We start from the raw sequence: 22,856 nt of genomic DNA, 5'->3' as shown, positions 1-22,856 counted from the left end.
CGTTATGCAATTTCAAGCTCAGTCAAAGCGCTTTGCCGCACAGAAGCAGTGCTTCTGCTCTAAGCGGCTCAGCGAATCGAGGTGACTTCTCGCGCATTATGCAGCTTGAAGTCGTTGATTCGCAATCGCACTACAATCCAAAATAGTCAGAAGTGATATGATTAAGCGTATAAATTCTTTTAATAGAGAGGTCGCATGAAAGCAAAATCGCATAAAAAACACAAGGATTACGCGCCTAATGCGTTTCGCACAATAATGCCGCTGTTAAAGCGCTATCGTATGCTTGGTGTAATCACGTCTGCTGCGATTTTTGTGGAAGCATCTATGCAAATTGCGATTCCAACAGTAATGTCTAGTCTTATTGACTTTGGAATTGCCGCAAAATCCCAAAATGCTGTTAAATACTACGGCTTGCAATTACTCGCTTTTGCCGCAATATCAATGATTTTTGGCGTTATTTCTGGCGTTTGTTGCGCGCATTCTAGCGCGGGCTTTGGCAAAAATTTGCGATGCAAGATGTTTAGTCGCTTGCAATCGTTGAGTTTTTGCGATCTTGACCGTTTTTCTACTGGAACGGTTGTTACGCGCCTAACTAGCGACGTTTCTAATATTCAATTTGCGTATCAAATGGTTATTCGCGCAGGCGTTCGCAGCCTTGTGATTATTGTTGCAGCATGGTGGTTTACTTTTTGCATAAGCCCTTCGATTTCTTGGGTTTTTCTTAGTCTTATTCCAATTGTTGGCGTTATTTGTGGTATTGGCGCCAAGATTGTTGCGCCCATTTTTGCGCGAATTTACGGCACGATTGACAGCATGAACAGCATGGTTAGCGAAAATTTGCGCAATATTCGCATTGTTAAGTCGTATGTTAGAGAAGACTACGAAAACCGCCGTTTTAGGCGCATATCGCATAAAATTTACAGCTATTTTTTAAAAGCGGAGTATATTCTAAATTGTAGTATTCCTCTTTTTAACTTGTGTTTTTATGCGTGTTTGCTTCTTGTTGCGTGGATGGCTTCTAAGCAAATCGTTGCTTCGGGAAATAATCCTGCATTTGGCTTAACTACGGGAAATCTTGCTGCGCTGGTTGTATATGCGTTGCAAATTTTGTTTGCGTTGGCTAATTTGGTTGTAATTTTTGTTATGACGGTTACTGCGCGCACGTCAATGCATCGTGTTGCAAATGTTTTACAATCGCATAACAGTGAGTATGTTCATAAAAACGCGATTACAGAGCTTGCAGATGCTTCGATTCGTTTTAATAATGTTGATTTTGCATATGATTCTGCGCGCGTAAATGGCGATTCGTCTTCGGCTGCTTGCGATTCGTCTAAAGGTAGTCAGGAAATTTTACACAACATAAATCTAAATATTCCTTCTGGCTCTACTATTGGGATTGTGGGCGCAACGGGTAGTGGAAAGTCAAGTATTATAAATTTGATTGCGCGCATTTACGATGTAACAAAAGGCACTGTTTTTGTAGGCGGATCAGACGTTCGTTTTTATGATTCCAAAAGTTTGCGCAACCAGATAGGAATTGTGTTACAAAAAAATATTCTGTTTAGTGGCACTATTGCGCAAAATCTTCGATGGGGCAACGAGAATGCGAGTGACTCCGACTTGCGCGAGGCGTGCAAAATCGCTTGCGCTCAAGAGTTTATAGACGATTTGCCGCATGCATATAACACGAATCTTGAGCAAGGCGGCAAGAATCTTTCGGGCGGTCAAAAACAGCGACTTTGCATTGCGCGCGCGTTGCTAAAGCGGCCAAAAATCTTGATTTTAGACGATTCAATGAGTGCAGTAGACGTTAAAACAGACGCCAAGATTCGCGAGAATTTAAGGTATTTTATGCCCGATTCCACGCAAATCATTGTTGCGCAACGCGTGTCTTCTTGCATGCACGCGGATTTGATTGTTGTTCTTAAAGATGGGCGTGTTGTTGCTAAAGGAAAGCATAGCGAGTTGATGAAATCGTGCGAAACGTATAGAAAAATGGCGATTTCTCAAGGTGTAAAAATGATTGAATCTAAAAACAGCGAAGGCAGTGAGGGTGGCAGGATTAACAATGGAAAATAAGGAAAAGTCGCAAGAAAAATCTGCGTTAAAGTCTGCACAAGAATCTTCGCAAGAATCTTCGCAAAAGTCGCAAGAAAACTTAGACCACAAATCGCAAGAAAAATTTGCTATAAATTGGCGCGTTCTAAAGCGCTTATCGTCTTATATTATGGCTTACAAGATGCAAGTTTTTGTTGTTATTGCGTCAATTATTATAAGCTCCATTGTTCAAGCTGTAAGCGCAATGTTTTTGCAATCGCTTGTAGACGCGTACATTTTGCCTCTAATTGGCAAGCGTAATCCCGATTTTGCGCCACTTTTGCGAATGATTGCAATTATGGCATGCGTGTGCGCTATTGGTGTGTTCTTTAGCTGGCTTTGGAGCAGGCTGGTTGTAAAAATCGCGCAAAGTGTAATGCGAAACCTTAGAAATCAAATGTTTAAGCATCATCAAGATCTTCCGCTTGGGTACTTAGACGCTCACGGATATGGCGATGTTATGAGCCGATACACAAACGACACGGAAGCGCTCCATGAAGCGATTTCTTGGTCTTTTCCCGATTCGTTTGGCGCGCTAATGTCTATTGCGGCGGCGTTTTGCGCGATTATTTGGCTTTCGATTCCTGTTGCGATTTTTATTGTGATTTTTACTGCAATTCTCTTGCTTCTAGTGCGTTTTATGCTTAAGCGTTCTGGCAAGCTTTTTGTGCAATTCCAGGCAGCTTTGGGTGATTTGAACGAGTTTGTAGAAGAGGCGGATTCTGGTAGAAAAGTTATTAAGATTTTTAATCACGAGCGTGCGGCGGTGGAAAAATTAAGTGATTTGGCGATTCACGTGCAAAAAATTTCTGCTAGCGCCAATTCTTACGCAAATAATGTTATGCCTGTGATTAGTAACGCGAGCTACCTGTTTTACGTTTTGCTTGCGATTTTTGGAGCGTGGGCGGTAAATGCTGGCGTGTATTCTGCTGGATTGAGCGGCGTTTTTGGTGTGAATTCAAGCACGCTTACAATCGGCACGCTTATATCTCTTCTTACGCTTTCTCGCGCGTTTATAAACCCGATTGGTGAGATAACAATGCAACTAAATTCGCTTATGATGGCGACTGCAGGAGCGAATCGCATCTTTGCGCTTTTAGATGAGCCTGTTGAAAAAGATGATGGAACAGTTAAGCTCGTTAAAATTCGCGCAAAAATCGTTGAGTGCTGTAGTGGAGATGGCGATGATAGTGGCGATAAATCGCAAGTAAATCAAGTAGATTCTACAGACGCTAAACAGTCTTATTTGCAAGTTTTTAACGAAGTAAGCGAAGATTCTTGCGGAAGTAATGTGTATTGGGCGTGGAAAAATTGCTCTAAAAATTTAAGTGGCGGTTCTTCAAATTGCGGTTCTTTAAGCTCAGATTCTTGCGCAGATGCCCAAAAACACGCGATTCGCTCTAAAGATGGCGTGTACACGCTTGTTAGGGGAGATGTTCGCTTTGAAAACGTTACGTTTGGTTACGAGCCTTCTAAAACTGTTTTGCACAATATATCTTGGTATGCTCACGCGGGTCAAAAAGTTGCGCTTGTAGGTGCAACTGGAGCTGGCAAAACCACTATCGCCAATCTTCTTACGCGTTTTTATAACATTGCTGATGGTCAAATCTTGTATGACGGAATCGATGTTCGTAATATTTGCAAAAGTGACTTGCGCCATGCTGTTGCAACCGTTTTGCAAGATGTTGGATTGTTTAGTGCAAGCATAATAGACAATATTCGCTACGGACGCCTTAATGCTAGCGATTCGGATTGCGTTGCTGCTGCCACTCTTGCTCATGCGGATTCCTTTATTTCCAAGCTGCCAGACGGATACAACACGCATATTAAAAACGGCGGAGCAGACATTTCTCAAGGCCAAAAGCAGTTGATTGCGATTGCGCGCGCTGCTGTTGCGAATCCGCCTGTTTTGATTTTAGACGAAGCAACTTCTTCGATCGACACGCATACGGAGGCGCTTGTGCAGAGCGCGATGGACGCTTTGATGCAAGATAGAACCGTGTTTGTTATTGCGCACAGGCTTTCTACAGTGCGAAACGCGGATGTGATTATGGTTTTGGACCATGGCAGGATTGTTGAGCGTGGGTCTCATGAAGACTTGATGAAAAAGCGTGGTGAATATTATCAACTTTGCACGGGTGCAATGGAGCTGGAGTAGCCAGCGTCGTGTTTGCTTGATATTCTGCGGCAACACGCCGAATACGCTTTTGAACTTGCATTTTGGCGTGGATTCTGTAAGATAGTAACTCGGCTGTTCAATGGAACAAAGCCACGGCCCCGTAGCTCAGTTGGTTAGAGCGCCGCCCTGTCACGGCGGAGGTCACCGGTTCAAGTCCGGCCGGGGTCGCGATTAGTAAAGGCCCGGTTCGCCGGGTTTTTTATTCATCATGGCTCTGTAGCTCAGTTGGTAGAGCGAGCGACTGAAAATCGCTAGGTCAGCGGATCGATCCCGCTCGGAGCCACAAGTAAATAAATAAAAACCAAATAACAAAACGCGCAGCATTTTTGCCGCGCGTTTTTTGTTTATAAGCTAGTCAATCTGCTTAGTCAACTTGCTTCCACGATTCAACGTCAATATGATGATTTGGATTTGCTTGCCAAGCTTCCCATGCGGATTCCACAATATCCTTAACGTTGTAGCGCGCATGCCACCCCATCTCTTCGTTAATGCGCTTAGTGCTTCCAATCAATTGTGGCGGATCGCCAGCTCTACGCCCTAAAATCGCCTCTCTAAATGGCAATCCAGTAACGCGCCTAACTTCGTCTACAATTTGACGAACAGAAGTGCCTTTGCCTGTTCCAACGTTAAAAGCGTCATACTTGCGCTCATCGCGATCTAAATAAGTAAGCGCTGCAATGTGCGCGTCTGCAAGATCCGAAACGTGAATGTAGTCGCGAATGCAAGTGCCGTCGGCAGTAGGGTAGTCATTACCAAAAATCGCAGGAGCTTTGCCTTGCTGCAACCTATCTAAAAGCATAGGAATCAGGTTCAAAATCGCAGGATCTTCTAGCTCCACAGGCCCGCATCCCGCAACGTTAAAGTAGCGAAGTGCGCAGAAACGAATTCCATAAGTGTGTTCGCAAGCGCGTGCCATCCACTCGCCAAAAAGTTTAGTTTGGCCGTACGGATTAATCGGAAGCATTGGCACAACGTCTTCTGGCACAACTTCTACAGGCGGCTCGCCATACGTGGCCGCGCTAGACGAAAAAACAAGCTTTTTAGCACCGCTTTGGCGCATTCCTTCTAAAACGTTAAGCATGCCATTAATGTTCTGCTGGTAGTACCAAAGTGGCTTTTCTACGGACTCTCCAACTTGCTTTCGCGCAGCAAAGTGAATTACAGAATCGACGTTATTTTCATTCATTATTTGCGCAAGTCGCGCTCCAGCGTCTGGGGAAGCAATGTCCATTCCGTAAAGTCGTGCGCCTTCGATTCTTGTAGGCTTTCCGTAGCTCAAATCGTCTACAACTACAACGTTTTGCTTTGCTTGGTGAAGAGCGTGTACAACGTGTGCGCCAATGTAGCCGCATCCACCTGTAACTAGAATAGTCATTGTTTACCGTTTACCTTTCTTACATATGCTGTTTTGCATAATGTTATAGTGAAATTATAGCGCTTGAATCATATTGTGTTTTTGGCATTGTTTGTATTTGTTCCAGTGTTTGTGTTTGTTGCAGTGTTTGTGCTTGTGCTGGTATTTGTGCCAGTGTTTTGCGCGTTTGATATTATGCGATGAGTTGTGATTCAATCGCGTATGCAAGAAAATAAGGAAGATTGGCTAAAAATGAACGATTTTAATGTAGATAGTGCAAGTGACGATTTGCATAGTGGCCACTCTTTTGGTGATTTGACTGCTGGCGCGTATGATTGCGCGGTTGCTTGCGACTCTTCCAAGCCTAAACAAACGCACGCATCTGCTAGGGCTATTCTTTCGTTTGTGCGAAGGTCTGCTAGGCTCGACGCGCGCTTGGAAAAAGCCAAGCAACGCTACTCTGGTACTTATTTGCTATGCATTGCAGATGGCGATGGGTCTTTGCGCGTAAAAAGCGATTTATGTGTTGATTCGCAATGGATTGAGGCCAATTGGGGCAATGCTAATCCGTTGATTGTAGAAATCGGCTCGGGTCAGGGCGAGAACATTGTTGCGGCTGCTGCAGCAAATCCGAATACGAATTTTCTTGCGCTAGAAGTTTACGACCCAGGCGTAGCGCACACTATGCTTTTGGCTGGAAAGCAGGATTTGCATAATTTGCGAATTGCTCAAGTTAACGCTCCTGATTTTCTTGCAGCGTGCAAAAGTGGTGTTTTGGCAGAAGTTTGGACATTTTTCCCAGACCCTTGGCCTAAAATGCGTCATCACAAGCGCCGAATTGTTCAGCCATCTTTGGCTAAGTCTGTGCATAATGCGCTTGTTGTGGGCGGAGTTTGGCGAATTGCTACAGATATTGAGGATTACGCGTTGCATGTTCACGAGGTTATGGATTCTTTGGCGTGCTTTGAAAACGCTGGAGATTTGCGCGTGAGTTTGCCTACGGAGCATGTTGGCAAGGGGAATGCACAAGATGCTGGCGATTTGCCTCATGCGGATTTTGTTGAGTCGCGTCGCTTTGATGGGCGTGTTTTGACGAATTTTGAGCGCAAGGGATTAGATGCTGGTCGCGTGATTCACGATTTGACATATGTTGTTAAAAAGTGAGTTGTGTATTTGATTGTGATGCAGTGCGTAATGCGTAGCGCGTGCTTGTGTGGTGTGCTTTGTTAGAATCGCGTTATCTTCCTTCAACACGCCGTAATTTGCAAGAACTGCGCATGAGTGTTAATATCATATGGTTTGGTTAAAAGCCCCCTTCGTCTAACGGTTAGGACACCAGACTTTCAATCTGACAACAAGAGTTCGACTCTCTTAGGGGGTACAAATTTTGCGCCGCTAGTTTTAGCGGCGTTTTTGTTATCTACGATGTTTGCCGCTTACCACGAACTCTTGCGCTGTTCTCAATATGCTTCGTTCCTAATTTGTGCTATAAAAGTCTTATGGTCTTTATGCGCAAAACAAAACACGTTCTTATGCGTGCGATTCGTGCTGTTTTGTGCAAACGTAGTTATGTTGTTTCGGCTTTTGCGTCCGCATTGGTGATTTTCTTATTTGCGTCTCTAAGTGCTTGCACTCCTCAGGGCCACGCTGTTGGCGATAGCGGGCATTTGGACGACATTGTTCATGATGGTATTGATGTAGAAGACATAAAGTTGTTTGTAGTTGGATCCAGGCAGGCGGCTCTTGATTCTAAGCTTTTGCATATGTGTGAGAAATCTGGTTTGCATGCATCATATACTTCGATTGCAGACGTCAAAAATGCTAATTTTGCTTCGCAAGAGGCAATTACAGATGCTTCAAATCAGCCTGTGTCTATTATTTTGATAAACAATATTAATGTTGATAGATTAGATCGCGTTGATTATAGCGTTAAAAGCAATGCTGGTGGTGCGCATGTTGATCTAAAGGCTCGCAAAGCTTGGACTAATGCGCTTGAATATGTGCGCTCTGCTGGGATTCCTGTTGTGCTTGTTAATCCACAAAATCCACCTAAGGACCGCACTTTGTATGCAGCAAAGCTTTATATTCTTAAGGATTTAGATGGCGAGAATTTGTTTGACACAAATCTAATTAAGAGTTTCGGTAAAATCCAACATTCTAGTCTTCTAAAAATCGTTCAATCTGTGATTGACAATACGCCTCACAGTAGGGATGTGGTTATAAATGACAAAGATTAGCGCTAACGTTACGAGTTTGCAAAAAATGCATGATTCGCAAAGCTCTACAGATTCTACAGATTCTGTGAATATCTCCGATTTCCCTGATTTGCCAGAGGTTAGCGAACAAGGTTTAACGCAAAGCGAAGTTTTTGATGCTGTAAATCGCGGATTTGTAAATGTTACGAATAATCGAACATCTAGGTCCGTTCTTTCTATTGTGCGCGCAAACGTGTTTACTCTTTTTAACGCAATCATTTTTGCAGCAATGGTTGTTGTGCTTGTCACTGGCTCTTGGAAAGACGCTGTTTTTGGTTTTGTGATTCTTATTAACACGGGTATTGGTGTTGTTACGGAGTTGCGCGCAAAGCGTACGCTCGACCGTCTTTCGATTCTTGTTGCTTCCAAATCGATTGTTCGGCGCGAAGGCAAAAATGTTTATGTTGATCATAGCGGTATTGTGCTTGGTGATTTGTTGTGGGTTCGTTCTGGCGACCAGGTTCCTGCAGATGCAAATGTTGTTAAATCTTGGGGCTTAGAAATGGACGAGTCCATGCTTACGGGCGAATCTGTGACCGTTCGTAAGGCTGCGGACGACTTTGTTTATTCTGGGTCTACTGCGGTTTCTGGCGTTGCTTTAATGCGCGTTACAGCTGTAGGAGATAACAGCTATGCGTCTAAGCTTGCTGCACAAGCAAAGGTCTATACAAAAACAATCTCCGATTTGAGTCGTGGAATTAACACGATTCTAAAGTGGATGACGATTGTTGTTGTTCCTCTTTGCGTTTTGCTTGTTTGGTCGCAAATCAATAAGGTTGGCGGATTTGCTGTAGCTTTACAGACCGGGCAGTGGAAGAGCGCTGTTGTTTCTGCTGTTGCTGGCGTTGTTGGCATGATTCCAGAAGGGCTTGTTCTTTTAACTTCGCTTAACTTTGCTGTTGCTGCAATGCGTCTTGCGCGTAAAAAAACGTTGGTTCAGGAGCTTGAATCTGTTGAAACTTTGGCTCGAGTGGATTGCCTTAATCTAGACAAAACTGGCACGATTACGGATGGTGGAATCGCGTTTGTTGGTGTTGACTTGATTGGTGATGACTCGAATCGTTTGGTGAATCAAGCTCTGTTTGACTTATCTAACGAAGAAAATCCAAATGCTACAGGTTCTGCCATTATGGAAGGCCTTAAAGATCAAGGTGTTTCCTCTGCTTCTAGTGTTAGCGCTCGCTTGCCATTTTCGTCTGCAAGAAAGTGGAGCGCAATACGCTATGCGCTGAAAGACGGTAGATTTGAAACGTGGTATATGGGTGCTCCAGAGGTTTTAGCAACTGCGATTTGTTCACGCGAATCTAGCGTTGTTTCTAGCGATTTGCACGGTTCTATTGCTCCAGCGGTTGCAGAAGGCGGAATCAGCGATTCTGCGGTTTCTGGCGATTCTCCTTTCGATAATTGCCATTTAACGGATTCGTTTAAGCAAATTTTGAATCGTGTAAACGAATACGCTCAGCAGGGTAATCGTGTTCTTCTTCTAGCTGTTGCTTATAGTGATTCTGGCGATTCTAATGATGCAACGTTCTCCAGTTCTCCAGTAGTGTCTACAAGCGCTCGCCCTGTTGCTTTAGTTCGATGCTCAGAGAAAATACGTGCTGACGCTCGTCAAACTCTTGCTTGGTTTAGGCAGCAAGGCGTTAGGTGTCGCGTTATTTCTGGCGATAATCCAACAACTGTTGCCTCTGTTGCCGAAAAAGTTGGTCTAACTGGTGACTCAAAGCCTGTTTCAATGGACGCAAGACAGTTGCCTACAGATATAAATCAACTTGCCGAGGTTCTTGAAAACGTTGATGTTTTGGGTCGCGTTTTGCCAGATCAAAAGAAGGCGATTGTTCAAGCTTTGCACTCTAAAGGCCATGTTGTAGCTATGACTGGCGACGGTGTGAACGACACGCTTGCGCTCAAAGAAGCAGACTTAGGCGTTGCAATGGGTAACGCTGCTCCAGCTGCTAAGGCTGTTGCGCAAGTTGTTCTTGTTGACTCACGTTTCTCGCATCTTCCAGACGTTGTTGCTAGAGGTCGTCAAGTAATGGCAAACATGGAACGTGTTGCGGGACTGTTCCTTGTTAAAACAGTGTATTCTGCGCTGATTTCTGCAGGTGTGGTTTTGCTCGGTCTTAATTTCCCATATTTGCCTCGTCACATAACCTATATCGGTTCGTTAACCATTGGTATTCCAGCATTTTTGCTCGCTTTGGCTCCTAATACAAGGCGCTATGTTCCTGGATTCTTGCATCGTGTTGTTCGTTTTGCTTTACCAAATGGTATAGCTGTTGCTGTGTCTGTTTTGGTTGTGTCCATTTTTGCTCCTTTAATGCTTGCGCGCGGTCTTGATTCTTCTAACGCTAACGCTTCTAGGCTTATTGTTGAATCCGTGCACGCTGTTGGTGTAACTCGCACTATTTGTGCTGTTACTGTTTTTGTGCTCGGTGTTGCAGTTTTGGCTACAGTTTCTAAGCCACTTATTTCTTGGCGTGGAATTATGGTCTTATGCTTTGCTGCTGCTGGCGTTATTGGTGCATTTATACCGTTTGTTGCGCATTTCTTTGATTTGCATGTTCCTGTGAGCGGAAATGCAATGTTTGTTATGATTTGTGCTGTAATTTTTGCCTTTGTTATCTGGTTAGTTTTGCATCTTGTTAGTCACTTGATTGAAAACTGGATCGATAATGTAAACGATGGTAGTGCTTTGCACTCTTATGATAGTGATCGTTGACGTAGCGTGTCGTGCCTACTAACAATTGTGCTTACAATAGATATGTGTTCAGTATTTTAGAAATGTTCTCGGTTGGTGTAGGTCCTAGTTCTTCGCACACTGTTGGACCTATGCGCGCAGCGAATGCTTTTGTGACTTCTATTCAAAAGAGTGGAAAGCTTAAAGACGTTTCGCGTGTGCGAGTCACACTGTATGGCTCCTTGTCTCTTACTGGATTGGGGCATGGCACGGATCGTGCATCGGTTGCTGGTCTTGAAGGTAACCTTCCAGACGATGTTGATACGGAACACATGATGACTATTCGCGAAGATTGTAAGAAAAGCGGAACTCTAACACTTGCGCATAGTCATACTATCGAATTTGATTATGATTCCGATGTTGTTTTTGAAAAGTGGCGGCGCATGGCTGCACATCCTAATGGCATGCGGTTTGTTGCTTTGGACTCCTTTGGTAATACTGTTGACGAACAAGTTTGGTATTCGATTGGTGGCGGATTTATTCGCAAAGGTAATGCCAACGATAAGATGATTGGTTTGCATGACCGCGTTGATGAAAATGTGGAAGAAAGTGAAGATAGTACTAAAGATTCCAATCTTAAAGATTCTGAATCTTCTAGTGATTCGCATGAAGACTCTTCTGTTCCATATCCTTTTACAACGTGCAAAGAACTTATCTCGATTTGCAAAAAAGAGCATAAGAGCATAAGTGACATTGTTTGGCAAAACGAACTTGCTTTGCATAACGGTAATTCCGAATATGTTCGTTCCTATTTGTTGCATGTTTGGGAAGTTATGGAAGAGTGTGTTGAACATGGATGTAACTCTAAGCAGCAGATTCTTCCAGGCGGACTTGAGGTTCATAGGCGTGCTCCTCGTATGTATGCTCGTCTTGCTGCAAATTCCGATATGCTTAGGCAAAATCGTAGGCGAGCCGACTGTGCTCTGGAAGCTTCTGATTCTGCTTGGGTAAATCTTTTTGCTCTTGCAGTAAGTGAAGAAAACGCTGGGGGTGGTCGTATTGTTACAGCTCCGACTAATGGATCCGCTGGTATTATTCCAGCCGTTTTGCAATACTATTGGCGTTTTGTAGACAGTTCTAGCGAGGAGGGAATAATAAAGTTCCTTCTTGCTTCTGGCGCTATTGGCTATTTGTTTAAGCGCAATGCTTCTATTTCTGGCGCAGAAGTTGGGTGCCAGGGAGAAGTTGGTTCTGCGTGTTCTATGGCTGCTGCAGGCCTGTGCGAAGTTCTTGGCGGAACTCCGCAGCAGGTTGAAAATGCTGCCGAAATTGGTATTGAGCATCATCTTGGTCTCACTTGTGATCCGGTTGGCGGCTTGGTTCAGATTCCTTGTATCGAGCGCAACGCTATGGCTGCCAACACTGCTATTAATGCTGTTAGAATGGCTCTTTTAGGTGATGGCTCTCATATTGTTAGCTTGGATAGTGCTATTAAAACTATGAAGGAAACTGGCCAAGACATGATGTCTAAATATCGCGAAACATCTAAGGGAGGCTTAGCTGTAAACGTAGTTGAGTGTTAGTTATAGTCTTTGCGTTTATAGTTATTTTTGTTACGTTTTCCTTAAGAATGTTTGCATATTTGCTTGCATTGTGTTGCTATACTGTTGTGCAAGTTACATACGTATTGGCATAGGTAGCGGTTGAGTGCTAATCTAAAACACGCTATAAAATTGCAAAACTGTTATAATATTCAATGTTTTTAATGAATAGTTTGTAAATGTTAGTGGCTTTTTGCAAGCATTTACACATGTTTGTAAGGGATTATAAGAGGTTATAAAGGAGGCAAAATGGCACAGGATATGCCAGAAGTAGTTGCGGAATTTGGTGCTACGCCAACGGTGACGTTCCCAGCGCTTGAGCCGCCAGCAGGGCTTAAGGTTGTTGAATTGGTAGAAGGCAATGGACCTTTGGTTCGTGCTGGAGATACTGTTACCGTTAATTACCATGGCGTTGTTTGGGGGGCAAGTGAGCCTTTTGACTCTAGTTTTGCTCGACATACACCTGCCAGCTTTGGTATTGGTGTTGGCCAGGTTATTCAGGGATGGGATCGTACTGTTCCAGGACATAATGTTGGTTCTCGCTTACTTGTTTCTATTCCGCCTGAGTATGGTTATGGTTCACGAGGTGTTCCGCAGGCTGGAATTGGTGGTTCGGACACACTCGTTTTTGTGATTGATATTATTTCTACTCGCTAAACGCGAGTGGTTATTTTGTTACTTTTACTCTTTGTTCTTTGTTAAGGAGATTGCAAAATGGCTGAAGAAAAAATAATTCTGTTGACTAAAGAAGCCTACGATAAGCTTAAGGAAGAATTAGCTCATCGCGAAGGTGAATATCGTGATGAAATCACCGAGCGTATTGCTGCTGCTCGCGCCGAAGGCGATTTGTCTGAAAACGGTGGCTATCAGGCTGCTCGCGAAGAGCAAGGCAAGAACGAGGGTCGTATTAACGAGCTTATTGTTAAGCTACGCAATGCAAAGATCCTTGAGGCTCCAGAGGAAGGCCTTGTTGGCAATGGCTCTGTTGTTACTCTAGATCTTGCTGGTCGAGAGATGACTTATGTTCTTGGCTCTCGTGATATTGCTGTTGCTACCGATTACGATGTTATTAGTCCAGAATCTCCGATTGGTGCTGCAATTATTGGCGCTAAAGCGGGTGATACTGTTAGCTACTCTGCTCCAAATGGTCGCCAAATTTCTGTAACCATTAAGGACTCTCATCCACTCGCTTAAACAATGAATTTGTTTTAATAAGCGAGCACATACTTGTTATCTATCTATTTTCTCTAATCGCTGTGATTTAGAATCTATATGATTTATAGGTCACAGCGATTTTATTTATATGCTTATTTGTATCCGTTTAACAGTATCGCTCTTTAGTTGTTTTAATCTCGTAAATCTTGTAAATCTCTTAAATCATTAAATTTTTCTTAAAATGGTAACAACTTTGCCCATTATCTTTGCGTGAGATCCATCTATAGGGGAATACGCTGGATTGTGAGGCATAAGCCAAACGTGACCATTTTCTTTTCTAAACGTTTTTACAGTTGCTTCGTTATCTAGCAGTGCAGCAACAATATCTCCATTTGTTGCTTCGTTCTGTTCTCGTACAACAACATAATCGCCGTCGCAAATTGCTGCGTCAATCATTGAATCTCCATGCACTTCTAGCATGAACAGATTTCCGCTTCCAGTAAGTCTTTCTGGTAAACGCATAACATCTTCAACATGTTGTTCAGCTGTTATAGGTGTTCCTGCAGCGATTCTTCCAACAAGAGGAACATCGTGAGAGTTTATCAAAGACTCACTGTTATACATGCTCACATCGATAGCTGATTGTTTTTCAAGCAACGCATGGGCTTTTTCTTTATTTTTTTGTATAAAATCTCCAATAACTTCAATTGCTCTACCTTTATTTGCGCTTATTCGTATTAATCCTTTCATTTCGAGTGCTCGTAATTGATGTTTTACGGAAGAAGGACTTCTTAAGCCTACAGCTTCGCCTATTTCTCTAAAAGATGGAGGGAATCCATGTTCTTTGAGGCATTGCTGTATAGCATCCATGATTTTTCTCTGGCGATCTGTTAGTGGCTCAGCGTTGTGCGCCGCAGAATCACTAAGCTCGTTTTGCGTGGTATTCATGGTGTCTCCTTTCGTTGTTTTACATTCTAATACACTTTTCTAAAAAAATCAAACATATGTTCGACACGCCGTTGCATCTTTAGAACAAATGTGTCAAGATTAATACACTTGTTCGATAGAACAAATGTTCATGTCAATTAAAACGTAAGAAAGGATAGTTATGTATAAGAACTTGAACTCTTCCAATGGTAGTTATTCAACACTAAATCGTGCCGCTTTGGCTAATAAGGGTTACAAAAAACGCAAAAATAAATTATTTATTCGTTTTATAGTTTTTTCTGCGTTAGTTTGCTTTGCTTGGATTATTTTTATGCCAAAGCCAGCTGTTTCAGCCGTATCAAAATCCTTTATAACGTATACTGTTCGCCCTGGAGATACATTGTGGAGTTATGCAAAATCCATAACAGATAAAAATGGCAATATTTCTGATTCTGTTGATTACCTTATGCAATTAAATAATCTTGATTCTCCAGATTTAGAAGTAGGGCAGTCTATACGCGTACCTTTTATTGACAACTAATTTTATTATTACAAATATTATTAGAATGGAGTATTAATGAGTCCAAATTATGAATATAATTCGTCAGAATCATACGATTTGTTTACATTATATTATTGCGATGATTCTGCATGTTGTAGTTGTCATGATCTAAGCGTTAAACCAATTGTTGAACCAATTGTTGTTATGGATGTATCTATATATCCATCTATTCGAGTGTTTTGCGATAAATTTTATAAAATATACGAGGAAAAATATGAAAAAATCGATTTATTTATATAAAACATTGAAATATATATAACATATTTAATTAATTTTTAGTATGCTGTATATATGCATTGTCCTTTTTGTAAGAATTCCGATACTAAGGTTATTGACACTAGAATCAGTGAGGATGGATATTCAATCCGTCGTAGGCGCGAGTGTCAGATGTGTGGTAATCGTTTTACAACAGTAGAAACTACGCAATTGCTTGTTATGAAGCGTTCTGGTTCTGTGGAACCTTTTGATAGGGCAAAAGTGGTTGCTGGTGTTGGAAAAGCTTGCCAGGGTAGACCAATAGATTCTGAGGAGCTAAAGACTCTTGGAATGGAAGTTGAAGCTGATTTACGCGCTCGTGGATTAGCTCAAATAACATCCGAAGATGTTGGAAAAGCAATATTAAAGCCGTTGCGTGAACTAGACGAGGTGGCGTATCTTCGTTTTGCTAGCGTATATCAGAATTTTACTGGTTTGGAAGATTTTGAACGTGCAATAGATGATCTTAAGAAAAGCAAGTGATTGTGCAATGTTTTACATTGAGTGAACACTTTGCGAATGTTGCTAAAAGTATAGGTTTGAGTATTTGAGTTTGTGTGAATGTTGATTTGCTGTTTGTTAGCGAATCGTTGAGTCTTAGAATAAATATGGTTATAGTGTGAGGGATAACCTGATTTGTTCGACCCAATTAAAGGGTCAAACAAATAACAAGGTCGTTAATAGTTGGGTTTACTCAGTACTTTTACTTCGCGATTATTACTTTGAAAAATTGGCGTCGTCTTGTGTGCGCAAGACAACAAGACGCTGTGTTGGTCTTGTCATTGCTACGTATAGATTTGCCGCTGCGCTAAGTCTGGATGCTGCTTCCTGCTCGATGGCAGAAGGTTGCATTAGAATTACCGCATCGTATTCCAATCCCTTAACATCTTCCGCACTGCAAACGCTAATTTGACTATCGTCAAAGTTTTGCTGAATTATGCGTGCATATTCCTTAGTCGAAAGATTCTTGCTAAGAGTATTTTTAACGATTTTGTTTGCATGCTCTATTAGTTCTTGAGGAACAATAATTGCTACGCGTCCGCTTCCGTCTTCGGAAACAAATTCGTTAAATAAGTCAATGCAATATTTAGCAAGCATATTATTAAGCTCATTTTGATTCTGAACCGTATGTGTAACAAGCGAATCTGGAACAGATCTAACTGCATTAACTGTTGATATATATAAGCCAGAATTATTTGCAACTTTTCCTGCAGCTTCAGAAACTTCTTTAGGATTACGGTAGTTAATTGTTAGTTCATAAAGATCCCAGTTGTCATTTCCAAACAATGAGCTCATGTTTTTTTGCCAACTATGTGTACCACCCAAAGAGGAGGTTTGTGCAACATCGCCAACAATTGTAAATGAGCGTGAAGGGCACCTGCGTATTAGCATACGCCAATCCATTGCAGTAAGCTCTTGCGCTTCATCTACAACAACATGGCCATAAGTCCACTCTCTATCCGACGCGGCAAGATTTGCAACCATACTTGCATCGTTACCTTGAATATTCTCAATAAGCATATCGGCGGTAATAATGCCATTTCCTATGCCATTTTGTGCAAGAGTATCGGAAGCATATTGCTGTTCTTCGAGTTTTTTACGGGCGAGAGCAGCGTTTTGTGCTTCAATCTTTGGATCTGGGCCTAGTAGCTCCATAGCTTCGTCAAGAAGTGGGATGTCGGACTGAGTTAAAGGACTTCCTTTTGGTCTAATTAATGCACGAATATCATTTTCACTTAACCAAGGAGCATATATGCGAAGTTGTTCAGGTTTAGAAAAGAGTTGGTCTATAAGCCAATTGGCATTCATAGGTAGCCAAGCAAGATTTAATGTAATCTTGAGCTTATTTTCCATTCTAAGTTGCGAAGTAATATCGGATATTTCCGCTTGGGAAGGAGCATAATCAAGTTGTTCTAGATACCTGTTTCTAAGCGAACTTATAACTGACTTTACAAATGTTTTACGTGCCTGGTTGTGAGGCTGGTGTGTGCGCTGAGCGTCTAATTGTGCAAGCTCTATATCTTCCTTCTTTAATTGCACAGCAAAACCATTTATGCGTAGTGTTGGCAAATCTTTAGGAATACGTATTCTTGCGCAAATAGCGTTTTGAATAACGTTTTTCATGCGGTACATTCCCTTAAGTTTTGCTGCATGAGGAGTGTCTTGCACTGTTGCATGAATATTTGGAATTAAATCCGCTATAGTTATGCTAACAACACCAGTTTCACCCAAAGATGGCAAAACTTGATCTATGTATCTTAAGAATGCGGAGCTTGGTCCTACGATCAAAACGCCTGATCTTTCAAGCTTTCTGCGATGCGTGTAGAGCAAGTATGCTGCTCTGTGTAAAGCTACTGCAGTTTTGCCTGTACCAGGTCCACCTTGAACAACAATTGTACGGTCTAGAGGAGCGCGAATAATGCGGTCTTGTTCTGCCTGAATGGTTGCAACAATATCCGTCATTTTTCCAGTTCTACGAGAACCTAGAGAAGCAAGCAATGCACCTTCGCCAGTAAGTGTTCCTTGCTTAGATGCTTTGTTTACTTCTTCTGAATGAATATCTAGAATCTCGTCTTCAACTCCTACAACTTCTCGGAATTTAAGAGTTATGTGCCTACGCATAACAATGTCTCCATGATTTGAAGGAGTTGCTTCGTAGAATGGTCTGGCTGCTTCTGCTCTCCAATCAGTTAAGATTGGGTCGTGATTTTCGCTTAGTAAACCGATTCTTCCAATGTAACGTCTTATGCCTTCTCGGTCGTCTAGTCTGCCAAACACAAGTCTATCTTCTACAGCTCTAAGTTGCGTTAAACGATCTTCGTACATTGTTGCAAAAGAATCTCGTTCTGTTCGCTGAGTTGGTGAGCCATGCGAGCCTGCAGCGCGTACGGAATCAAGCCTTGTGCGAATTGTTGAACGCAAGTTATCTAATCGATTGTAAGCGCAATCAACCGCTTGTTGTTCTTCGCTGAGTTGTGAGGAGTACGTAGACATTTGTGTCCGTTCTTCTTAAAAGTTGGGCTAAAACTAGGCGTTTAAGTATACCTCGAGGCTAATACACGTTGCATGTTTCCAATCTAAGGTAAAAAAATATTATTTTTTTACAAAAAAGTGGGGATTTTTGGTGAGAAATGGGGTAAAATGGTGAACGATGTGCAAGTGGCATATTGCATGTTGAAAAGGAGGTGGATTTATGGCTAGTAACAATGCTGGCGCAAATGCGCAAGATAAAGCCAATTCCTCCTTTAAGCATGCTCAAAATCCATCTGGTTATGATTCTCAAAATACGGCTCAAGCTAATGCACAAGATGCGCATATGCCAATGCAAAATTCTCAAGCGTACGCTCAGCCTTATTATGTGATTCCGCAAATGCAGCAAATGCAGCAAATGCCGCAAATGTATCAAGCGCAGCAAGTGCCGCAAATGCCAGTTATGCAGCCTGTTATGCAATCTCAACCTACGTCTTCGGCTTTTACATCCACTCCTTTGCCGCAAGACGCAGTTTTTGGTGATAATAATTTGCAAAGTCAGGCTAATAATCACGTAAAGAATCCGATACTTCTTGGAACTTATTCTCCAAAAATAGATGCAAAGGGTCGTGTGGCTTTGCCAGCAAAATTTAGATCTCAACTGGGTGATGGTTTTGTTATGGCTCGCGGCCAAGAGCGATGCGTTTACGTTCTTCCAATGCAAGAGTTTGAACGTATTACAACTCAAATTCAGCTCACATCTATGAGTAATAAGTCCGCAAGAGACTACCTTAGAGTCTTCCTTTCTGGTGCCGTTGATCAGGAGCCAGATAAGCAAGGACGTATAGTGGTGCCTCCAATGCTAAGAGATTATGCCAATCTTGGAGATGAGATTGTTGTAATTGGTGTTGGAACTCGTGCAGAAATATGGAATAAATCTGCTTGGAACAATTATCTTGCAGATAAAGAGCAAGATTATGCAGATATTGCAAATGATGTTCTTCCGGCGGTGGCACAATGAAAGATTTATCTACAATTCATGCGCCAGTGTTGTTGGAAGATTGCGTAGATCTTGTTTCTCCAGCACTAGACCATAAAGACTCTATTGTTGTTGATTGCACATTGGGTCTTGCGGGTCATGCAACGGCTTTTCTTAAAGCTGCTCCATTTGCAACGCTTGTAGGTATAGATAGAGATAGTGAAGCTCTTGAATTAGCTACACGAAGAATGCGCGAAGAAGGATTAGAAAATCGTTTTATTCCAGTTCATGCAGCTTTCGACGAAGTTGATAAAGTTCTTGAAGATTTAGAAATCGATAGGATTGACGCAGCTTTTATGGACTTAGGTCTTTCTAGTTTGCAAATAGACGAGGAAGATAGAGGATTTTCTTATTCTCATAACACAGTCTTAGATATGCGCATGGATACAACTCAAAGTGTTACTGCTGAAACCATTCTTGCTACCTACAGCGCATCCAGTCTTGCTCAAATATTCCGTGAGTATGGTCAAGAACGTTTTTCTGGTCCAATCGCAAGAAAAATAGTGCAAGTTAGACAAGAGAATCCAATAAAAACGTCTGGTCAACTTGTTGATTTAGTGGATCATGTTATTCCGCGTGCTCATCGTGCTCCAGGAAATCCTGCTAAACGAGTTTTTCAGGCTCTTAGAATCGAAGTTAATGGAGAACTAGATAAGCTTTATAGGACTTTGCCAAAGCTTGCTTTGCGCTTAAATAACGGTGGCAGAATTGTTGTTGAGTCTTATCATTCTTTGGAAGATATTACAGTTAAGCGTTTTATGAATAAAGGCTTAGAAGTAGATGTTCCAGCAAATATGCCAATTATTCCGCAAAGCGCACAGCCTTTCTTTAAGTCTTTAACGCGTGGAGCTATTAAAGCATCTGAAGAAGAAATTGCAAATAATACAAGGTCTTCTTCTGTTCGCTTACGCGCAGTGGAGCTTATTAGAGATATTCCAGATAGGTGGATTAAAGACTTTACAGCTATTGCTAAAGGAGAAGATTCATTTTCGCATCGTTCTTCTGCTAAATCGAATGGTGTAAATAACAGCAAAGGAGGCAGGTTCTAATGGATAAGCCAAGTAAAAACCGTGCTTCTAGGATTGCTACGTCTTATGCCAGTTCATCTGCTCCTGCTGGGCGAGTAGACGAGAAAGCGGCTGGTAATAATTCAAGGCAAAATCGCGTTTTAAAGTCGATTCCATTAGTGTTTAGCGCCTCTGACCGTAGGTCTTACACAGTAATGAATCACTTACATAGAGTTATAGAGTGGAGTAATACTCGTAAGGCTCCTCTTTTTAACTTGATTATTGTTGTTATTTTCCTTTTTGTTACGCCTACTACGTCTTTGTTGTTGCGCACAAAAATGGCGGAGATATCTTTTGAACAAGCTGCCACTCAATCAAGTATCTCTAGGCTTCGTCAAGATGTGGAAACAGCGCAAACAAAGTTAGACGCTTTAGAAGCGGATCTTCCAGCAAAAGCACAAGATATGGGAATGATTCCACAACAGGGAGCAATAACAGTTGATCTCAGTGCTTATGCCAATAAAAAGAAGGCAGAACAAGCTGCTATTGAAGCTCAAAAAGCTAAACAGGAGCAAGCTAAACAGCAGCAAGCTAAGCAAAAACTTAAACAACAGAAAACTGAACAACAAACTAAACAAGACCAAAATAAACAACAAACTAAACAACAGCCAGAACAAAAAAATAAGGAGAAACATTGATGAACCGCCTAATCAAGCAACGTTTCGCCAAATACTCAGGCAAAATGAAAACAGTATTGTATTATGCCAAACTAGCTGGTAAAAAGTTGCGCTCTATTAAAAACAGAGTAAGCAAAATTAGCCAAAGCAGATTCAATACGCGTAAGTTGTACAAATCATACAGCAGCAATGCCGTGCGTTCTGGTTCTGCTTTTGCTTCTTCTGGAGCTAATGCACGTTATGGCGCTCAAACTAGCGTTATACGAAATACGGTTTTTGCAAAAAAGTGTATTGCTGTTGCAATGATATTTGCATTTATTGCATCTATAGCAATAGTAAAACTTAGCTTTATACAGTTAATTAATGCACGTTCTACTGCTCAGGCGGCGCAGGCAGAACGTAGCAGAACTCGTTCAATACTCGCTCGTAGAGGTCGTATTTTAGATGCAAACGGTGCTGTTTTAGCTCAAAGCGTTGAAAGATACAACATAATCGCAGACCCTATGAACGCTCAGTCTTTTAAGCCAACTCCTTGTACAAAGCAAACTGCTGGGAATTGTCATGCAATTAACGGCAAAGATGTTGAAGGAACTGGAGCTGTTGCTGTAGCACGTCTTTTGGCTCCTATTTTGCATATGAGTTCTGTTGAAATAGGCGGCAAGATTGCATGCGTAGGACGTTACGCTGTTATTAAAAGAAATGTTAAGCCTTCTGTTAAGCGCGAAATAGACAAGCTTAATCTTTCTGGTTGTGTTTATGCAGAAAACAGTAGTGAACGCGTATACTCCAGTGGCCCTATTCTTGGTGCTTTAATCGGCTCTGTTAAAGACGCTGAAGAAAGCGCTCGCAAGGAAGCAAAGGGCAGAAGAGGAGAGATTGGCGAATCTGGACTAGAGCTTTCTCAAGATAAGGTTCTAACTGGTAAAGATGGTTATCAAAAATACCAGGGAAATAACGTTGGAAATGAGAAAATTCCTGGAACGGTAAGCGAATATAAAGATGCTGTAAACGGTAATGACATAAAGCTAACCATTGATAGTGATGTAGATTGGTACGTTAAGAAGGTTCTTCTAGACGGCATAAAAAAGTATAGAGCTGGATGGGGCGTTGCTGTTGTTCAAGATATTCGCACTGGAGAAATCGTTGCTCTAGAAGATAGCGATAGTATTAAAGCTGGTTCTGCCGAAGCCAGAGCGTCTGTTTCTAAAGCTGTTAGCCAAGTGTTTGAGCCAGGCTCCATTGGTAAAGTTTTCTCAGTTGCAGGCATGCTTCAGACGGGCGCGCGCTCGTTATCAGATAAGTTTGCTGTTCCAGGAAGCATTGAAAAGCAGGGTCAGCTTTTCCACGACGCTCATAATCATGGTGTTATGAGGCTCACTTTGGCAGGCATTTTGAAGGAATCTTCTAATGTTGGCATGATTATGGCTGGCGAAAAATATCCAAATAACAAGCGTTATGAGTTTTTGTCTAAGTTTGGAATTGGACAATATACTGGATTAGGCTTGCAAGGAGAATCCCAAGGTTTGCTTCCGAGTGTTCAATCGTGGGATGGTCGTAAGCAAAACACTGTTTTGTTCGGTCAGGGTTATGCAACAAACGCTTTGCAAATAACTAATGCTATATCAACAATCGCAAATAAAGGTGTAAGACTTAAGCAATCGATTATAAAGTCTGTAATTGACCCTCATGGTAGAGTTACGGAGCGCAAGAGGCCAGAAGGCACTAGGGTGTTGGATGAGCATGTTGCTGATCAAATGTTAAATGCTATGGAGTCCACTGCAGAATATTACGGTAGCTACATATCTGTTAATGGATATCGCATTGCTGCAAAGAGTGGTACTGCAGAAGTTGCTGGATTTGGCGGAGCTCTTAGCTCTATTGTTGCAGATTGCGCAGCAATATTGCCTGTAGATAATCCACGTTTTGCAATAACTGTAGCATTAAGCAATCCAGAAGGTACATTCGGTGTTTATACTGCGGCGCCTATTATAAAAACAATAGGCGAGTTCCTAATGCAAAAGTACAACGTTCCAGTATCGACTCCTCGCACCGATCCTATTGCTGTACAATGGTAATAGATAGCGAACGAGGGCGAGTG

At 42.1% G+C, this 22,856-nt stretch carries 17 protein-coding genes and 3 tRNA genes; 17 read left to right on the top strand and 3 right to left on the bottom strand.

Annotated features, from left to right (window positions below; translation table 11 throughout):
• Nucleotides 1-195: 195 nt before the first annotated feature.
• From NYP55_RS01930 to NYP55_RS01915, 4 genes are all read left to right on the top strand, one after another.
• Nucleotides 196-2,079 (top strand): ABC transporter ATP-binding protein, encoded by a 1,884-nt coding sequence (locus NYP55_RS01930; RefSeq protein ID WP_472781468.1) that lies wholly within the window; start codon nt 196-198, stop codon nt 2,077-2,079.
• Nucleotides 2,069-4,255: an ABC transporter ATP-binding protein gene (locus tag NYP55_RS01925; RefSeq protein WP_472781467.1), complete on the top strand. Its 2,187-nt coding sequence runs from the start codon at nt 2,069-2,071 to the stop codon at nt 4,253-4,255. The genes NYP55_RS01930 and NYP55_RS01925 overlap by 11 nt, the downstream gene beginning before the upstream one ends.
• 115 nt (nt 4,256-4,370) lie before the next feature.
• Nucleotides 4,371-4,444 (top strand) — tRNA-Asp (locus tag NYP55_RS01920).
• Nucleotides 4,445-4,486: 42 nt separating this feature from the next.
• Nucleotides 4,487-4,559: transfer RNA gene (locus NYP55_RS01915), tRNA-Phe, on the top strand.
• An 81-nt stretch (nt 4,560-4,640) separates the two neighbouring features.
• On the opposite strand, the gene galE is transcribed toward NYP55_RS01915, so the two are convergent.
• Nucleotides 4,641-5,651 (bottom strand): UDP-glucose 4-epimerase GalE, encoded by a 1,011-nt coding sequence (galE, locus tag NYP55_RS01910; protein ID WP_472781466.1) that lies wholly within the window; start codon nt 5,649-5,651, stop codon nt 4,641-4,643.
• Between the two features lie 201 nt (nt 5,652-5,852).
• Here galE and trmB point away from each other — a divergent pair, with 201 nt between their 5' ends.
• The 7 genes from trmB to NYP55_RS01875 all read left to right on the top strand — a co-directional run bounded on the left by trmB (nt 5,853) and on the right by NYP55_RS01875 (nt 13,360).
• On the top strand, nt 5,853-6,794 hold the full coding sequence (trmB, locus tag NYP55_RS01905) for a tRNA (guanosine(46)-N7)-methyltransferase TrmB (RefSeq protein WP_415697579.1): 942 nt from the start codon (nt 5,853-5,855) through the stop codon (nt 6,792-6,794).
• A gap of 145 nt (nt 6,795-6,939) precedes the next feature.
• Nucleotides 6,940-7,011: transfer RNA gene (locus tag NYP55_RS01900), tRNA-Glu, on the top strand.
• A gap of 118 nt (nt 7,012-7,129) precedes the next feature.
• Nucleotides 7,130-7,867 carry a hypothetical protein gene (locus NYP55_RS01895; protein WP_020759091.1) on the top strand — a complete coding sequence of 246 codons (738 nt, stop codon included), beginning with the start codon at nt 7,130-7,132 and terminating at the stop codon, nt 7,865-7,867.
• Nucleotides 7,868-7,892: 25 nt separating this feature from the next.
• The gene (locus NYP55_RS01890; protein ID WP_415697580.1) at nt 7,893-10,607 is read left to right on the top strand and encodes an HAD-IC family P-type ATPase; all 2,715 of its coding nucleotides are present in this window, start codon (nt 7,893-7,895) and stop codon (nt 10,605-10,607) included.
• 62 nt (nt 10,608-10,669) lie between these two features.
• Nucleotides 10,670-12,148 carry an L-serine ammonia-lyase gene (locus NYP55_RS01885; RefSeq protein ID WP_101896641.1) on the top strand — a complete coding sequence of 493 codons (1,479 nt, stop codon included), beginning with the start codon at nt 10,670-10,672 and terminating at the stop codon, nt 12,146-12,148.
• A 267-nt stretch (nt 12,149-12,415) separates the two neighbouring features.
• On the top strand, nt 12,416-12,823 hold the full coding sequence (locus NYP55_RS01880) for an FKBP-type peptidyl-prolyl cis-trans isomerase (RefSeq protein ID WP_004132678.1): 408 nt from the start codon (nt 12,416-12,418) through the stop codon (nt 12,821-12,823).
• 57 nt (nt 12,824-12,880) lie between these two features.
• Nucleotides 12,881-13,360, top strand: coding sequence for a GreA/GreB family elongation factor (locus NYP55_RS01875; RefSeq protein ID WP_004132677.1), 480 nt, complete (start codon nt 12,881-12,883; stop codon nt 13,358-13,360).
• Between the two features lie 186 nt (nt 13,361-13,546).
• Here NYP55_RS01875 and lexA read toward each other — a convergent pair whose 3' ends face one another.
• On the bottom strand, nt 13,547-14,269 hold the full coding sequence (gene lexA / locus NYP55_RS01870) for a transcriptional repressor LexA (protein WP_102704945.1): 723 nt from the start codon (nt 14,267-14,269) through the stop codon (nt 13,547-13,549).
• A 160-nt stretch (nt 14,270-14,429) separates the two neighbouring features.
• Here lexA and NYP55_RS01865 point away from each other — a divergent pair, with 160 nt between their 5' ends.
• Nucleotides 14,430-14,789, top strand: a complete 360-nt coding sequence (locus NYP55_RS01865) for a LysM peptidoglycan-binding domain-containing protein (protein WP_415696358.1) — start codon at nt 14,430-14,432, stop codon at nt 14,787-14,789.
• Nucleotides 14,790-15,101: 312 nt separating this feature from the next.
• Nucleotides 15,102-15,548 carry a transcriptional regulator NrdR gene (gene nrdR, locus NYP55_RS01860; protein ID WP_032812895.1) on the top strand — a complete coding sequence of 149 codons (447 nt, stop codon included), beginning with the start codon at nt 15,102-15,104 and terminating at the stop codon, nt 15,546-15,548.
• A gap of 234 nt (nt 15,549-15,782) precedes the next feature.
• On the opposite strand, the gene NYP55_RS01855 is transcribed toward nrdR, so the two are convergent.
• Nucleotides 15,783-18,059 carry a HelD family protein gene (locus tag NYP55_RS01855; protein WP_102704947.1) on the bottom strand — a complete coding sequence of 759 codons (2,277 nt, stop codon included), beginning with the start codon at nt 18,057-18,059 and terminating at the stop codon, nt 15,783-15,785.
• 199 nt (nt 18,060-18,258) lie between these two features.
• Between NYP55_RS01855 and mraZ the strand changes: the two genes are divergently transcribed.
• Genes mraZ through NYP55_RS01835 form a run of 4 tightly spaced genes read left to right on the top strand, consistent with a single transcriptional unit; the run spans nt 18,259 to nt 22,833 of the window.
• A complete protein-coding gene (gene mraZ, locus NYP55_RS01850; RefSeq protein ID WP_102704948.1) occupies nt 18,259-19,056 on the top strand; it encodes a division/cell wall cluster transcriptional repressor MraZ in 798 nt (265 codons plus the stop codon).
• On the top strand, nt 19,053-20,123 hold the full coding sequence (gene rsmH, locus NYP55_RS01845) for a 16S rRNA (cytosine(1402)-N(4))-methyltransferase RsmH (RefSeq protein WP_102704949.1): 1,071 nt from the start codon (nt 19,053-19,055) through the stop codon (nt 20,121-20,123). Before mraZ ends, rsmH begins: the two co-directional genes overlap by 4 nt.
• Nucleotides 20,123-20,779, top strand: coding sequence for a hypothetical protein (locus tag NYP55_RS01840; RefSeq protein WP_102704950.1), 657 nt, complete (start codon nt 20,123-20,125; stop codon nt 20,777-20,779). The genes rsmH and NYP55_RS01840 overlap by 1 nt, the downstream gene beginning before the upstream one ends.
• Nucleotides 20,779-22,833: a peptidoglycan D,D-transpeptidase FtsI family protein gene (locus NYP55_RS01835; protein ID WP_472781522.1), complete on the top strand. Its 2,055-nt coding sequence runs from the start codon at nt 20,779-20,781 to the stop codon at nt 22,831-22,833. Before NYP55_RS01840 ends, NYP55_RS01835 begins: the two co-directional genes overlap by 1 nt.
• Nucleotides 22,834-22,856 lie beyond the last annotated feature (23 nt).

The organism is Gardnerella sp. c10Ua_31 (assembly GCF_055700915.1).
The sequence above is the reverse complement of the archived record's forward strand: the minus strand, read 5'-3'. Positions and strand labels throughout refer to the sequence as shown.

Coding starts and splice junctions, on each gene's coding strand:
- NYP55_RS01930 (WP_472781468.1), top strand. CDS start 196: ATGAAAGCAAAATCGCATAAAAAACACAAGGATTACGCGCCTAATGCG.
- NYP55_RS01925 (WP_472781467.1), top strand. CDS start 2,069: ATGGAAAATAAGGAAAAGTCGCAAGAAAAATCTGCGTTAAAGTCTGCA.
- galE (WP_472781466.1), bottom strand. CDS start 5,651: ATGACTATTCTAGTTACAGGTGGATGCGGCTACATTGGCGCACACGTT.
- trmB (WP_415697579.1), top strand. CDS start 5,853: ATGCAAGAAAATAAGGAAGATTGGCTAAAAATGAACGATTTTAATGTA.
- NYP55_RS01895 (WP_020759091.1), top strand. CDS start 7,130: ATGGTCTTTATGCGCAAAACAAAACACGTTCTTATGCGTGCGATTCGT.
- NYP55_RS01890 (WP_415697580.1), top strand. CDS start 7,893: ATGCATGATTCGCAAAGCTCTACAGATTCTACAGATTCTGTGAATATC.
- NYP55_RS01885 (WP_101896641.1), top strand. CDS start 10,670: ATGTTCTCGGTTGGTGTAGGTCCTAGTTCTTCGCACACTGTTGGACCT.
- NYP55_RS01880 (WP_004132678.1), top strand. CDS start 12,416: ATGGCACAGGATATGCCAGAAGTAGTTGCGGAATTTGGTGCTACGCCA.
- NYP55_RS01875 (WP_004132677.1), top strand. CDS start 12,881: ATGGCTGAAGAAAAAATAATTCTGTTGACTAAAGAAGCCTACGATAAG.
- lexA (WP_102704945.1), bottom strand. CDS start 14,269: ATGAATACCACGCAAAACGAGCTTAGTGATTCTGCGGCGCACAACGCT.
- NYP55_RS01865 (WP_415696358.1), top strand. CDS start 14,430: ATGTATAAGAACTTGAACTCTTCCAATGGTAGTTATTCAACACTAAAT.
- nrdR (WP_032812895.1), top strand. CDS start 15,102: ATGCATTGTCCTTTTTGTAAGAATTCCGATACTAAGGTTATTGACACT.
- NYP55_RS01855 (WP_102704947.1), bottom strand. CDS start 18,059: ATGTCTACGTACTCCTCACAACTCAGCGAAGAACAACAAGCGGTTGAT.
- mraZ (WP_102704948.1), top strand. CDS start 18,259: ATGGCTAGTAACAATGCTGGCGCAAATGCGCAAGATAAAGCCAATTCC.
- rsmH (WP_102704949.1), top strand. CDS start 19,053: ATGAAAGATTTATCTACAATTCATGCGCCAGTGTTGTTGGAAGATTGC.
- NYP55_RS01840 (WP_102704950.1), top strand. CDS start 20,123: ATGGATAAGCCAAGTAAAAACCGTGCTTCTAGGATTGCTACGTCTTAT.
- NYP55_RS01835 (WP_472781522.1), top strand. CDS start 20,779: ATGAACCGCCTAATCAAGCAACGTTTCGCCAAATACTCAGGCAAAATG.